The 12263-nt window shown below is 69.7% G+C and carries 10 protein-coding genes; 5 read left to right on the top strand and 5 right to left on the bottom strand.

Annotated features, from left to right (window positions below; translation table 11 throughout):
- Nucleotides 1-91 precede the first annotated feature (91 nt).
- Nucleotides 92-4024, top strand: a complete 3933-nt coding sequence (gene eccCa, locus GNX95_RS38940) for a type VII secretion protein EccCa (RefSeq protein ID WP_222854270.1) — start codon at nt 92-94, stop codon at nt 4022-4024.
- Between the two features lie 142 nt (nt 4025-4166).
- On the opposite strand, the gene GNX95_RS38935 is transcribed toward eccCa, so the two are convergent.
- Nucleotides 4167-4472, bottom strand: coding sequence for a hypothetical protein (locus GNX95_RS38935; RefSeq protein ID WP_163512824.1), 306 nt, complete (start codon nt 4470-4472; stop codon nt 4167-4169).
- A 12-nt stretch (nt 4473-4484) separates the two neighbouring features.
- Nucleotides 4485-4835, bottom strand: a complete 351-nt coding sequence (locus tag GNX95_RS38930; protein WP_163512822.1) for a hypothetical protein — start codon at nt 4833-4835, stop codon at nt 4485-4487.
- Nucleotides 4836-4999: 164 nt separating this feature from the next.
- Here GNX95_RS38930 and GNX95_RS38925 point away from each other — a divergent pair, with 164 nt between their 5' ends.
- Genes GNX95_RS38925 through GNX95_RS38915 form a run of 3 tightly spaced genes read left to right on the top strand, consistent with a single transcriptional unit; the run spans nt 5000 to nt 8539 of the window.
- Entirely contained in the window at nt 5000-5347 is a 348-nt protein-coding gene (locus GNX95_RS38925; protein WP_163512820.1) for a hypothetical protein, read from the top strand.
- Nucleotides 5348-5360: 13 nt separating this feature from the next.
- Nucleotides 5361-7853 (top strand): DUF6571 family protein, encoded by a 2493-nt coding sequence (locus GNX95_RS38920; RefSeq protein ID WP_163512818.1) that lies wholly within the window; start codon nt 5361-5363, stop codon nt 7851-7853.
- Between the two features lie 20 nt (nt 7854-7873).
- Nucleotides 7874-8539, top strand: a complete 666-nt coding sequence (locus tag GNX95_RS38915; RefSeq protein ID WP_163512816.1) for a hypothetical protein — start codon at nt 7874-7876, stop codon at nt 8537-8539.
- Here the strand turns inward: GNX95_RS38915 and GNX95_RS38910 are convergent.
- The 3 genes from GNX95_RS38910 to GNX95_RS38900 form a co-directional block, all read right to left on the bottom strand.
- Nucleotides 8536-8889, bottom strand: a complete 354-nt coding sequence (locus tag GNX95_RS38910) for a hypothetical protein (protein WP_163512814.1) — start codon at nt 8887-8889, stop codon at nt 8536-8538. The two genes, GNX95_RS38915 and GNX95_RS38910, sit on opposite strands and share 4 nt — an antisense overlap.
- 81 nt (nt 8890-8970) lie before the next feature.
- The gene (locus GNX95_RS38905) at nt 8971-9699 is read right to left on the bottom strand and encodes a LytR/AlgR family response regulator transcription factor (RefSeq protein WP_163512812.1); all 729 of its coding nucleotides are present in this window, start codon (nt 9697-9699) and stop codon (nt 8971-8973) included.
- A complete protein-coding gene (locus GNX95_RS38900) occupies nt 9696-10895 on the bottom strand; it encodes a sensor histidine kinase (RefSeq protein WP_246281919.1) in 1200 nt (399 codons plus the stop codon). The genes GNX95_RS38905 and GNX95_RS38900 overlap by 4 nt, the downstream gene beginning before the upstream one ends.
- 320 nt (nt 10896-11215) lie before the next feature.
- On the opposite strand from GNX95_RS38900, the gene GNX95_RS38895 reads away from it, so the two are divergent.
- Nucleotides 11216-12169 carry a helix-turn-helix transcriptional regulator gene (locus GNX95_RS38895; protein WP_163512810.1) on the top strand — a complete coding sequence of 318 codons (954 nt, stop codon included), beginning with the start codon at nt 11216-11218 and terminating at the stop codon, nt 12167-12169.
- Nucleotides 12170-12263 lie beyond the last annotated feature (94 nt).

Raw genomic sequence — 12263 nt, 5'->3', positions numbered from 1 at the left:
CCCTTCCGTGCTGGCGTGTTCCTCAGCAAGCCATGGTGGCATGGCACGTCCACTATGGACCTGTGGACGCGCAGCAGCGAGGAGGTGCGGCTTGACCACGACGCTGGTGAAGCGGCCGGCGAGGATCGCGCCGCCGGCGGTGCCGACCGATCCGGTGCGGATCGCCGAGCCGCCGAAGTTGCAGCAACAACCGCCGGCCTCGATGAGCGCGTCGATGGTCGTCATGCCGATCATCTCCGGCTGCGGCTCGCTGCTGGTGGCGGTCACCAACCCGGACAAGCCGCTGTTCGCCGTCGCCGGCCTGTTGCTGCTGGTCGGCTCGGTCGGCGTCGGCGCGATCATGATCATCGGCCAGCGTACCGGCCCGCGGCGGCAGAAGCGCGAGGCCCGCGAGCGCTACCTGGACTACATCGAGGACCTGCGCCGCGACCTGCGCGACACCATCGACCTGCAGCGCGAGGACGGCGCCTGGCGGCATCCGGATCCGGTCCGGCTGCTGGACGTGGCGCGGATCCCGTCGCGCCGCTGGGAACGCCGGCCGGCCGATCCGGACTTCCTGCTGCTGCGCGCCGGATACGGCGACCGGCCGATCGCCACGCCACTGGTGCAGACCGACGAGTTCAGTCCGCTGTCGGAGACAGACCCGGTGTGCGCCGAGGCCGCGCGCCAGCTGGAGCACCGCTATTCGATGTTGCACGACCAGCCGGTGGCGGTGCGGATCAACGGCGTGATCAGCGTCGTCGGCGACCGCACGACCGGACGACGGCTCGCCCGTGCGTTGGTCGCGCAACTGCTCGCGTTTCACGCACCGGAGGACGTACGCCTCGCGATCGTCCGCGACGAGCGGCACGAGGCCAGCTGGGACTGGGCCAAGTGGCTGCCGCACACGCAGAGTCCGTCCACAATGGACGGTGAGCTGCCGGCCCGGCTGATCGCCTCCTCGGTGGCGGCGCTGGCCGACGCTCTGCAGCCGGAGATCGAGGCACGGCTCAACGTCCTGCAGCGCCGCCGCGGCCAGGCCTCCAGCGCCACGCACCCGCTGATCGTGTTGATCGATGGCGAAAACCTGACGACCGTACGCGGCCTGGAGCCGTCTGACCGCTCGGTGACGCTCAAGGATCTCGGCATCCACCTGATCGCGCTGCTCGGCAGCCGGCGCGAGGAGCCGGAGTCGGTGGACCTACGGATCACCGTGTCGGAGGACGGCCAGGCCGAGGTGCCCAGCGGCGACACGTTCACCGTCGACGACGTACCCGACGGCCAGCTGCCGGCGATGGCCCGCTTGCTGGCACCGCTGCGCCTGGTCGCCGAGGAGTCGGCCGAGTCGCTGACCGAGACCATCGGCCTGCCGGAGATCCTCGGCGTGCCGGACGTGGCGACGCTGGACGCGAAACAGACCTGGCGGCCGCGCGCGCTCCGCGAGTTTTTGCGCGTACCCATCGGAATCAGCGGCGACGCCCGGCCGATCATGCTGGACTTCAAGGAATCCGCGCACGGCGGCATGGGACCGCACGGCATGGTGGTCGGCGCGACCGGCTCCGGCAAGTCGGAGATGCTGCGCACTTTGGTGTCGTCGTTGGTGATCAACCACTCGCCGGACCGGCTGGCATTGCTGCTGGTCGACTTCAAGGGCGGCGCCACCTTCGCCGGCATGCGCGAGCTGCCGCACATCGCCGGCATGATCACCAACCTGCAGGACGACCTGACGCTGGTCGACCGGATGCGCGACGCGCTGTACGGCGAGATGCAACGCCGGCAGGAAATCCTGAAGGAAGCCGGAAACCTGCCCAACGTCACCGCCTACCAGGCGATGCGCGACGAGGGTCATCCGCTCGAGCCGCTGCCGGAGCTGCTGGTCATCATCGACGAGTTTTCCGAGCTGCTGACGGCAAAACCCGACTTCGCCGAGCTGTTCGTCGCGGTCGGCCGGATCGGCCGGTCGATCGGCGTCCACCTGCTGCTGGCCACGCAGCGGCTGGAAATGGGGAAAATCCGCGGCCTGGAGTCGCACCTGTCCTACCGGATCTGTCTGCGTACGTTTTCCGAGGCGGAGAGCCGCGACACGATCGGCACGGCGGACGCCTATCACCTGCCGCCGGAGCCGGGATCCGGTTTTCTCAAGGTGGACACCACGATCTTCGAGCGGTTCAAGGCGGCGCTGGTGTCGGCCCCGTACGAGCCGCCGGAGGACGCGCCGAAGCGATACGTGCCGGTGGTGCCGTATCTGGCCGTCAACGGTGTCGGCGCGTGGATCGCCGCCATGTCCGAAGGCGTGCAGGGGCCCGGTGAGCTGATGGCCGCACCGGCCAAGGCCGGCGCGACGACCGTGCTCGACGTGATCGTGAAGCAGCTGGCCAGCGCCGGCGGCCAGCCGGTCCGGCCGGTGTGGCTCGACCCGCTGCCGGAGGCCGTCAGCCTCGACCGCGTACAGGACCCGACCGCCGGTGCGGTGCCTGGCACGGTCTCGGCGCTGATCGGCCTGGTCGACGACCCGGCCGCGCAGCGGCAGTTTCCGATGGAGTGGGACTTCACCCGCGGCGGCGGCAACCTGGTCGTCGCCGGTGCACCGCAGTCCGGCAAGTCGACGCTGCTGCGCACGATGATCTGCTCGATGGCACTGCGATACGCGCCGGGTGAGGTCGCGTTCTATTGCATCGACTACGGCGGTGGCGGCCTCGGACCACTGGAGGAGCTGCCGCACGTGGCGGCGGTCGCCAGCCGGGTCGACCCGGAGCGGATCCGCCGGGTCGTCGGCGAGGTCGCCAGTGCGGTGGAGCAGCGCGAGGAGGTGTTCAGGCGCTATGGCCTGGACTCGGTCGCCGCGCTGCGTACGGCTCGCGCCAACGGCGAGGTGCCGGCGGAGGTCCCCGCCGACATCTTCCTGGTGGTGGATGGCTGGGGAAGCTTCCGCGAGGAGCACGAGCCGCTGGAGGCGGTGATCGGCGAGATCGCCGCCCGCGGTCTCAACTACGGCGTCCACGTGATCGTCAGCATCGCGCAGACCATGCAGATCCGGCTGCGGATGCAGGCGGCCTTCGGCGGCCGCATCGACCTGCGCCTGAACGACCCGTTCGACAGCGCCTTCGACCGCAAGATCATGGAGCGGATCAGCAAGGACACGCCTGGCCGCGCGCTGGTCGAAGGCGACCTGATGGCACACGTGGCGCTGCCGCGGATCGACGGCGAGGTCGCGGTCGGCGACCTCGGCGCGGCGCAGGCCCGGCTGGTCGAGGTCGTACGCGAGCGCTGGCCGGAGACCGCGGTGCCGGTCGTACGCTCGCTGCCGGCAGTCTTCGAGTGGTCGTCGCTGCCGCCGGTGCAGCCCGGCGACACCGCGATTCCGATCGGCATCTCCGAGCGCGACCTGGCGCCGGCCGCGGTCAGCCTCGGCGGCAGCGACCCGCACCTGCTGGTCTATGGCGACGGCGAGACCGGCAAGACCAACCTGCTGCGTGTCCTGCTGCGTGGCGCGATGGCGACCGCGACGCCGGACCAGCTGGGCATCGTCGTGGTCGACTATCGGCGGACGCTGCTGGACGTGGTGCCGCCCGAGTATCTGCTGGCGTACTGCACCGCGCAGCAGCAGACCGCGGCCGTGGCGGCCGAGATCGCCGGCTCGCTGCGCCAGCGCGTACCAGGGCCGGACGTGACCTCCGAGCAGCTGCGGGCACGCAACTGGTGGAAGGGGCTGGAGGTGCTCTTCGTGGTCGACGACTATGACCTGGTGGCCGCGTCGACCGGCAATCCGCTGGACCCGCTGGTCGAGTACGTGCCGCAGTCGCGTGACCTGGGGATGCACCTGGTGGTCGCGCGGCGTACCGGCGGCATCTCGCGTGCGCTGTTCGAGCCGCTGCTGCAGCGGATGAACGACATCGGCACACCCGGCCTGCTGTTCTCCGGCGACCGGATGGAGGGCCGGCTGGTCAACGGCATCGCCTCACAGCGGCTGCCGGTCGGCCGCGCCCTCTACGCCGGCCGCGGCGGCACGGCGTCGCAGGTGCAGGTCGCCCACCTCCCCGACTAGCACGCGTACGCGACGACGCAATCGGAATCCGATTGCGTCGTCGCGTGTGGGCTGAGCTGCGGGAATGTCGGCGGAGGCGCCAATCGGACACACGCGAAAGCCCCCGTACGGGAGACGGGGGCTGGTCGCGGAACCGGACTGATCAGGCGCCGGAGGCGAGGATGCTCTGCGCCTTGTGGCCGCCGGCCTGGAACGTGTCGTTCACCGTGTTGGTGGTTCCCTGGAACTGCCGGATGCCGTTGATGTATTCGTCGATCAACTGGTCGGCCTTGGCCATGCACGCCTGGTGCTGCTCCTGGCCCATGCCGCCGGCGAAGTTGTCGATCGCCTTCGCGACGTGCGACTTCAGCGTGGCGCGCAAGCCGTCGATGTTGCCGGCGTGCGATCCCTGGTCGGCGGAGAGCTGGTCGATGACGCCGAAGTCGGCGCGTACGGAACCCTGGGACATTTCCTGACCTCCTTAGGCGTTGATGCCGCGGCTGAGCGAGGACGTGTACGAGTCGGCCGCGCCGAGCGCCGGCTGCTGCGCCGAGTGCGCGTCGTCGTCGGCGCCGACGACCGTCTTCTCACCCATGACCGCGCGCCGAGCCTGCTCGGCGATCAGGTTGGCCAGCTGGGTCAGGTTGCCACCGGAGAGGTTGGCGATGCCGGTGAAGGTGGTGCCGGCGGAGCCTTTCAGGCCGGCCTGCGAGGCGTCCATCTTTCCCACGAAGTTGCGGGACTCGCCGTGCTGGTCGGTCGCGGTGCCGTCATAGCCCTGACCCGACTGGGACAGAACGCCGACTTCGTTCAGATTGACGAAATTCCCCATCTGACCCTCCTGAAGGTCGAGCATGGCCTGCAATCGCTCGGCGACCAGGGTACAAACCCAGCGCAACCCACTCTGACCTGCGAGTTCTCCGCTTGCGCCGGCGATCTACCCTGACTGCGAGCGCGACCGTGGGGCAGCGGGTACGCGCGGAGGGAGCGCGGGGAATGTCGTACATCGACGTTGAGACTGGCGCGGTCGTGCAGGCGGGACATGCTACGGCGAAGACGTCCACCGGCTGGCAGACCTGGGCCCACAACACCGAGACCACGCTGCGCGAGTCGGCGACCGCGGTGATGGACGGCACGGTCGGGCTGGCCGTACAGACGTTCCTGGGTGACGTCAACCCGGGGATGCAGAGCATGGCCAAGCAGGTCGACGCGCTCGGCACCAACACCTCGTCGGCCGGCAACGTGGTGACCACGGCCGACACCGACGCGACGCACCACCTGACCACCACCGGTGCGAACCTGAGCGCACAGGGCTCCAACCTGTCCCGTCCGATCACGGTCTGAAGGAGCGGCAACGATGGTCCGACCCGTTGCGGATGGCGGTGGCGGCGGCCTCGGCCCGCTGCAGAAACATCCGGCCAAGCCAGGCGACATCCGTACGCACGCGACCAAGCTGGTGACCGACGCCGGCAAGGCGATCGACCAGAAGGCCGTCACCGACGCGGCCTTCAACCCGGCGACCGACAACTGGGACGGCATCGCCGCACCGGAGCTGCGGTCGGCGCCTGAGCCGGTACGCAAGAGCGCGCACGACCTCAGCTCGAAGCTCGCCTGGGCCGCGGTTCCGCTGAACTACTGGGCCCACCAGGTCGAGTCCTTCAACAGTGAGGTCGACAAGATCTCCGCCGCGCTCACCAAAGCGGCCGGTTCGGACGGCCATTACGGCGCGAAAGGCGACAACGGCAAGCCGCCGACGGACGACCAGATCAACACCGCCAAGGCCAACGCGACCAGCGGCGCCGACACCAAGTGGTACACGGCGTACAACAACTTCATCGTCAACGGCGCGACCGCGGTGGCCGGCATGTTCAAGGACGGCCCGACCGACGCCAACGTCAAGCTGGCGCGGTCGGTCGGCGCGATCCCCAGCACTCCAGGCGTCTTCACCGTCTATCCGGCCGAGTGGCACCAGCAGGAGATGGAACGCCTCGCACACCAGGCGGCCGTGCTGGCGAAGAAGATCAACGGACCGCACTACGTGCCGAACAAGGCCGATCTGGACCAGCTCAACGCGCTGCTCAAGAACCAGACCGACCCGGCCTTCGCGACCAAGTTCCTGAACGAGGTCGGCGCCGTCGGCCTGCTGCAGCTCACCGCTCGGGTCGCCTCGTTCCAGCGTGACGAAGGCACCGAACAGGACACCGACTCGCGCAAGCAGCTCGCCGCGCTGATGGGCTCGGTCCAGTCCGGACTCGGCGCCGTGCTGGCCACCGCCACCAGAAACCCCGGCGGCCGCAATCAGGTCTCCTGGGACTGGGTCGGCGACCTCACCAAGGCCGCGCGAGGCAAGGTCGAGCTGGGTCAGCCGGACCAGCCGGAGCGCTGGAACATCTACGGCTACCAGGCGCTCGGCACGCTGCTGTCGACCAACAACAAGGACGCGAAGTTCGGCGGCGACTTTCTCGGCTGGGTCGGCGACGACATGATCCAGTTCGAGCGCGACCACGGCGGCTCGAAGGTGTGGACGCACAGCCTGGCCGGCGCCGGCCTGCGGATGAACTGGGTCAACGGCTACGCCGACGGCGTACCCGGCGGCTTCGATCCGGTCGCCGGCCTGATGACCGCCTTCAAGAACGACGATCCGAACGTGGCCAAGCAGTGGTTCACCCACGAGGAGCTGTTCGACGGCCACGACCAGCCGCGGCTGCCGCTGGTCGACTACCTGCTGACCGACCGCGACTGGCCGCTGGACCTGCAGCCGGCGCAGCACGACACCATGTGGCACCTCGACCACAAGGACTACTCCTCGGCCGGCTTGAACACCTTGGGTGAGGTCCTGGACAACGCGGTCACCAAGACCGACCAGGACGCCGCCTCCAAGCAGCTGACCGAGTCGATCGTCTGGGAACTCGGCCACGACGAGAAGGTCACCGACCCGGAGCACCACGGCGGCAGCCATCCGTTCAGCGACGTGGACGTGGTGCCGCCGTCGATCCGGGACTCGGTCGGACACATCCTGGCGTACAACATGAACGGCGTCTTCGACACGCTGGACGGCGGCGATCCGCACCAGGCGGTCGACCCGAAGACCGGCGACGCCGACCCGTACACGCCGGGGATCCAGCAGAACGTGCCGTACTTCGACAAGCACGCGCTCGACCTCGTCCTCGCCGACGTCGGCAAGGACAAGGACGCGTACAACCAGGTCGCCGCCTCGGCGATCACCTACGCCGGCATCGGCTACGACTCCTACCTGCACGGCCACGTCCACGCGGACGGCAACCCCGGCGTCGGCAACGTCACGACCGGCCTCTCACACGTGTACGGCGACCTGGACTTCGGTGCGGTCACGGCACATCACAAGACCCTCGGCGACGACGACAAGGTCCACAACGACCAGGTCGCCAACACCAAGGAGGTCGTCGGCCTGATCGCCAACAAGGCGATCGGAAAGATCCCGGTCGCCGGCGACGCGGTCAGCTACGCGTACGGCAAGATCGCCGACGAGGTGGCCAACTCGCTGAAGCACGACTCCACCGGCCAGGCCAACTACGACGCCGGCGCGCTGCAGATCGACAGCCGGAACTCCGTCGAGACCGCCTACTCGGCGGCCGTCTACCGGAACGCCTCCGACAGCCAGATCCCGGACAGCCTGATCGATCCACATACCCACCACCGCAAGCCGATGACCGAGTGGAGCGCGCAGGACTGGAGTGCCTGGGAATACCAGCTGAAGGATCCGCACGGACCGCTGCAGGGTCAGGGCTCGGCGCGGTCCGGCGTCGGCGACTCGTACGAGGGTGCGTTCGGCCACGCCGGCGACGAGCTCAACAAGTGGGAGGCGAAGTAGCCAGCGATACGATCGTGCGGATGTCCCGGCTGGCTTTGCGCAACGGCGTGGTGGCAGTGCTGTCTGCCGCCACGCTGGCTGTCGCCGGCTGCACCGGCTCCGGCGGCGGCCAGCCACCGACCGCGACGAGCTCAACGTCGGCATCGCCTGGCCTCAGCCAGGACCAGCTGCTGGCGAAGATCCCGCTGAACGGCAGCGCGCGCGTACCGATCAGCTGGCGGCTCGCCAGGCAGGACGATCCGGTGGTGCAGGCCGCTCGGCGATTCCTGTCGCTCAACGAGGTGCTGGCCAGCTCCACCGACGTGAAGCCGCTCGTCCCGCTGATCGACGCGGTCAGCACGGGGACCGCGCGACAGGTCGCTCATTCGGTCTGGGACAGCGCGAAGCCGTCCGGCCGGCTGGCGCTCGGACCGCTGTGGATCTGGCTGGACACGCCGGTGCGGCAGGCGACCGGCACCGTGGTCGTCCCGGTCTGCCGAGACATCGGCTGGTGGGACAGCGACGGAAAACCGGCGGCGCCGCGGCACGGTGATCGAGCCAGCGTCGAGTCGCTCACGCTGGTCGGTGAGCGTACGGACGATGGTCCGCCGCGCTGGAAGGTGACGACCTACGCACCGAAGGCCGACAAGGCCGTCACGTCGGCGTTCGCGGCCAGCTGCCAGGCCTGGTCCAACCACAAACCCTAGGAACGCCGACGCAGCAGCGGCACGGCGGTCGCCAGGGCCAGCGCGATCACCAACAGGATCACGTCGATCAGGCCGTGCCATCGCAGCTCGCCGTCACGACCGAGCAGGAAGCCTTCGGTGCAGAGCCAGCCGATCAGGCCGGTGAAGGCGGCCGCGCCGAGACTCTGGTGACGGCTGACGACCAGCAGCACCAGACCCATGCCGGCGGCCAGCAGCCACCACGGCGCGGACGAGGCGAGCTGGCTCAGCACGGCGGTGGCGCCGAGGCAGGCGGCGAACCCCACCGCCATGCCGAATTCCCAGCGCAGGCTGTCGCGCCGCGGGTGAGGTGCGTACGGACTGGCGGTCACGGTTCGACCGTACGACCGGAAACCACTGCTCAGACCGGTCGCTTACGCGTTCTTAACCGTGGTTGACGGCTTCTTAACGGCTCAGTAGCCGACCAGCCGGTCGCGTACGGCCCGGCTGTGCCGGCGGCTGACCGGCAGCGGCAGCTCGTCGACCACCACCACATAGCCGGAGTCGGTCGACCGCAGCTCGCTGATGGCCGACAGCGCCACCACGTACGACCGGTGGATGCGGACGAAACCGGCGTCCGACCACCGGTCGGCGAGAGCGCTCAGCGGCGTACGGATCAGGTGCGAACCATCGCCGGTGTGCAGCCGCGCATAGTCGCCGTGTGCCTCGACCCAGCGCACCGACGAGCGGCTGATCATCCTGGTCACGCCGCCGAGCTCGACCGCGATGACCTCCTCGCGCGGCTCGGCCGTCGACACCTCGGCCTCGTCGTCACGCGCCGCCGCGACCCGCCGCAACGCCTCGGCCAACCGGTCGGCGCGTACCGGCTTGAGCAGATAGTCGACGGCACCGAGCTGAAACGCGTCGGCCGCCTTTTCCTCATGCGCTGTCACGAAAACCACCGCCGGCGGCCGGGCGAACCGGCGCAGGACCCTGGCCAGCTCCAGGCCGTCCAACCCCGGCATCCGGATGTCCAGGAACACCGCGTCGATGCCTTCGTCGCGGAGCAGCCGCAGCGCCTGTACGGCGTCGCCGGCGACCGCCACCGACGAGACCCTGGGGTCGGCGCCGAGCAGATACGCCAGCTCGTCCAGCTGCGGAGGCTCGTCGTCGACCGCCAGCGTCCGTAACCCCTCGCTCATAACTGACCTCGCGGCACTCGCATGCTGACCCGCGTGCCGACCCCGAGTGCGGTGTCGATCCGCAGGCCATAGCCGTCGCCGTACATGGATCGCAACCGGATGTCGACGTTTGCCATGCCGACATGGTCCCCGATGTCACCGGAGGTGTCCGGCAGGTCGAGCTCGGCGGCGTTCATGCCGACCCCGTCGTCCTCCACCGACAGCAGGCAGTCGGTGCCGTCGTCCGAGGCGATGATGGTGATGGTGCCGATGCCGCGCTTGGCCGACAGGCCGTGCCGGATCGCGTTCTCCACCAACGGCTGCAGGCACAGGAAGGGTACGGCGACGCCGAGCACCTGCGGCGCCACCTGCATCCGCACCTGCAGCCGGCGGCCGAACCGGGCGCGCTCGATCAGCAGATAGCGGTCGATCGAGCGCAGCTCCTCGGCGAGCGTGGTGAAGTCGCCGTGCGACCGGAAGCTGTAGCGGGTGAACTCGGCGAACTCCTCGATCAGCTCCCGTGCTCGATCGGGATCGGTGCGTACGAAGGACGCGATCGCCGACAGCGCGTTGTAGACGAAATGCGGACTGATCTGTGCGCGCAGCGCGCGGACCTCGGCACGCGCGAGCGCCTTGGCCTGCCGGTCGGCGTCGGCGAAACCGAGCTGCGCGGAGATCCACCGCGCCGCCTCCTCCACCGCCAGCGTGAGGCCGTCGTTGAGCTGCGCGCTCACGCCCACGACGAGTGCGCCGACCGTCCGGCCGGACCGCTCCAGCGGCACGGCCACCGCGGCGGTCAGCGGACACCGGCGATCCGGACAGCTGAGCTTGGCGGTCTTCGTACGGTTGTGGGTCGCCGCCGCCGCACAGAGACTCGCGACCGCCGTGGCGTGCTCGCTCTCGCCGGTGCCGTACCAGGCCAGCACGCCGTCCCGATCCGCCAGCGCGACGGCCTCGCCGCCGAGCAGGGTCGCCACGTACGGCAGAGCGCGCTGCGCGGTCGCCTGCGTGAGCCCACCGCGCAACGCGGTGGCCAGCAGACTCGCGGTGTGCAGGACCTGATGGCCGAGCTCCCGCTCGGTGAGCTTTGGTGGCCGCCGGCAGCGGACGATCATCACCACGACCAGGCAGAGCACCACCAGCCCGAGTGCCATCGCGGCGCCAGCCAGCAGCATCGGCGTCGCGGCGGCCAGTCCGGGTGGGAGAAACCCGCTCACGACGGACATGCTGCCACCGGCCACGATGGCGGTTGGTAGTCGGGGGGTGACGGAGGCGCTACAAGCGCGGCGGTGACCTGGGGGTGGGGACCGATGCCACCGCCGCGCTCGTTGACCAGCCGATGGGTGGCCGAAAACGTTGGCTGCGCTGGGCGCCGCTTCTTGGCTGGTCGGCGCCCCGCGCGCGGCCCCCATCTGGTCGCCGGCGACTTCAGGCTGGCATTCCCCTCCACCGCCGGGAAAGAGCCGGCATGATGTATTTCCCGACATTGCCGTGAACACGACAAGAGCAATCGGCACGTATCCGGACAGGAGCGACGGTGCTCGACGCGATAGGCCTGACCGAGACCGAACAGGCGACCTACCTCGCGCTGCTGGACGAGTCTCCGGCGACGGTTGCCGAGCTGCGCGACCGCGTGCCAGGAGACACCGTGCCGCTCGCGTTGACCGCGCTGGAAGGCAAGGGGCTGGTGTCGCGGCTGTCCGGCCGGCCGCTGCGCTATCAGCCGGCGCCGCCGGACGTGGCGCTGGAGGTGCTCGTACGGTCGGCGGAGCGCGAGCTGCAACAGGTGCGGCTGACCGCGAAGAGCCTGATGGAGCGCTATCACGCTCGGCAGATGACGATCCGGCCGGAGGAGATCGTCGAGGTCGTGACGTCCTCCGATGCCGTGCTGCAGCGCTGGCGCCAGGTGCAGCGTGCGGCGACCGAGCAGGTGCGCGTTTTCGACCGGCCGCCGTACGGCGGTGGCCTCACCAACGAGGCCGAGGAAGAGGCGCTGGCACGCGGCATCCGCTATCGCACCGTGTATGACCCCGCCGGCCTCGACCTTCCTGGCCGGCTCACCGCCGCGCAGTCCTTCGCCGCGCAGGGCGAGGAGGCGCGGGTCGCCAGCGACGTACCCGTCAAGATGTTCATCGCCGACAACTCGCTCGGCCTGATCTCGCTGGGGCCGACCAGCAGCGACAGCGCGCTGGTGATCCACTCGTCGTCACTGCTGGACACGCTGATCGCGCTCTTCGAGGCGATCTGGACGACCGCGGTGCCGGTGCGGTTCGAGGACGGCCTGGTAGAGCCCGGCGACCGTACCCGCTCGACGAACGACCGGCAGCTGCTCAGCCTGCTCGCCGCCGGCCTCACCGACGAGGCGATCGGCCGGCACCTCGGCTGGCATCCGCGTACGGTGCAACGCCACCTGCGCGAGATCATGGCCGACCTCGGCGCGCAGACCCGCTTCCAGGCCGGACTACAGGCGGCCCGCCGCGGCTGGCTCTAAGCCCGCGGCGGCCAGGGCCGCCACCGCGGCCCCGGTCGCTGCCTGCGTCCTGACCTGCGCGGCCTGCGGGCACGCGGCGCTGCGCTCCGAGGTC

Source organism: Fodinicola acaciae, assembly GCF_010993745.1.
Classification (GTDB): Bacteria; Actinomycetota; Actinomycetes; order Mycobacteriales; family HKI-0501; genus Fodinicola; species Fodinicola acaciae.
The sequence above is the reverse complement of the archived record's forward strand: the minus strand, read 5'-3'. Positions and strand labels throughout refer to the sequence as shown.

Bases quoted from the DNA above. Each gene is read 5' to 3' on its own strand.
- GNX95_RS38930 (WP_163512822.1), bottom strand. From the start codon at position 4,835: ATGGGGAATTTCGTCAATCTGAACGAAGTCGGCGTTCTGTCCCAGTCG.
- GNX95_RS38920 (WP_163512818.1), top strand. From the start codon at position 5,361: ATGGTCCGACCCGTTGCGGATGGCGGTGGCGGCGGCCTCGGCCCGCTG.
- GNX95_RS38905 (WP_163512812.1), bottom strand. From the start codon at position 9,699: ATGAGCGAGGGGTTACGGACGCTGGCGGTCGACGACGAGCCTCCGCAG.
- GNX95_RS38915 (WP_163512816.1), top strand. From the start codon at position 7,874: ATGTCCCGGCTGGCTTTGCGCAACGGCGTGGTGGCAGTGCTGTCTGCC.
- GNX95_RS38935 (WP_163512824.1), bottom strand. From the start codon at position 4,472: ATGTCCCAGGGTTCCGTACGCGCCGACTTCGGCGTCATCGACCAGCTC.
- GNX95_RS38925 (WP_163512820.1), top strand. From the start codon at position 5,000: ATGTCGTACATCGACGTTGAGACTGGCGCGGTCGTGCAGGCGGGACAT.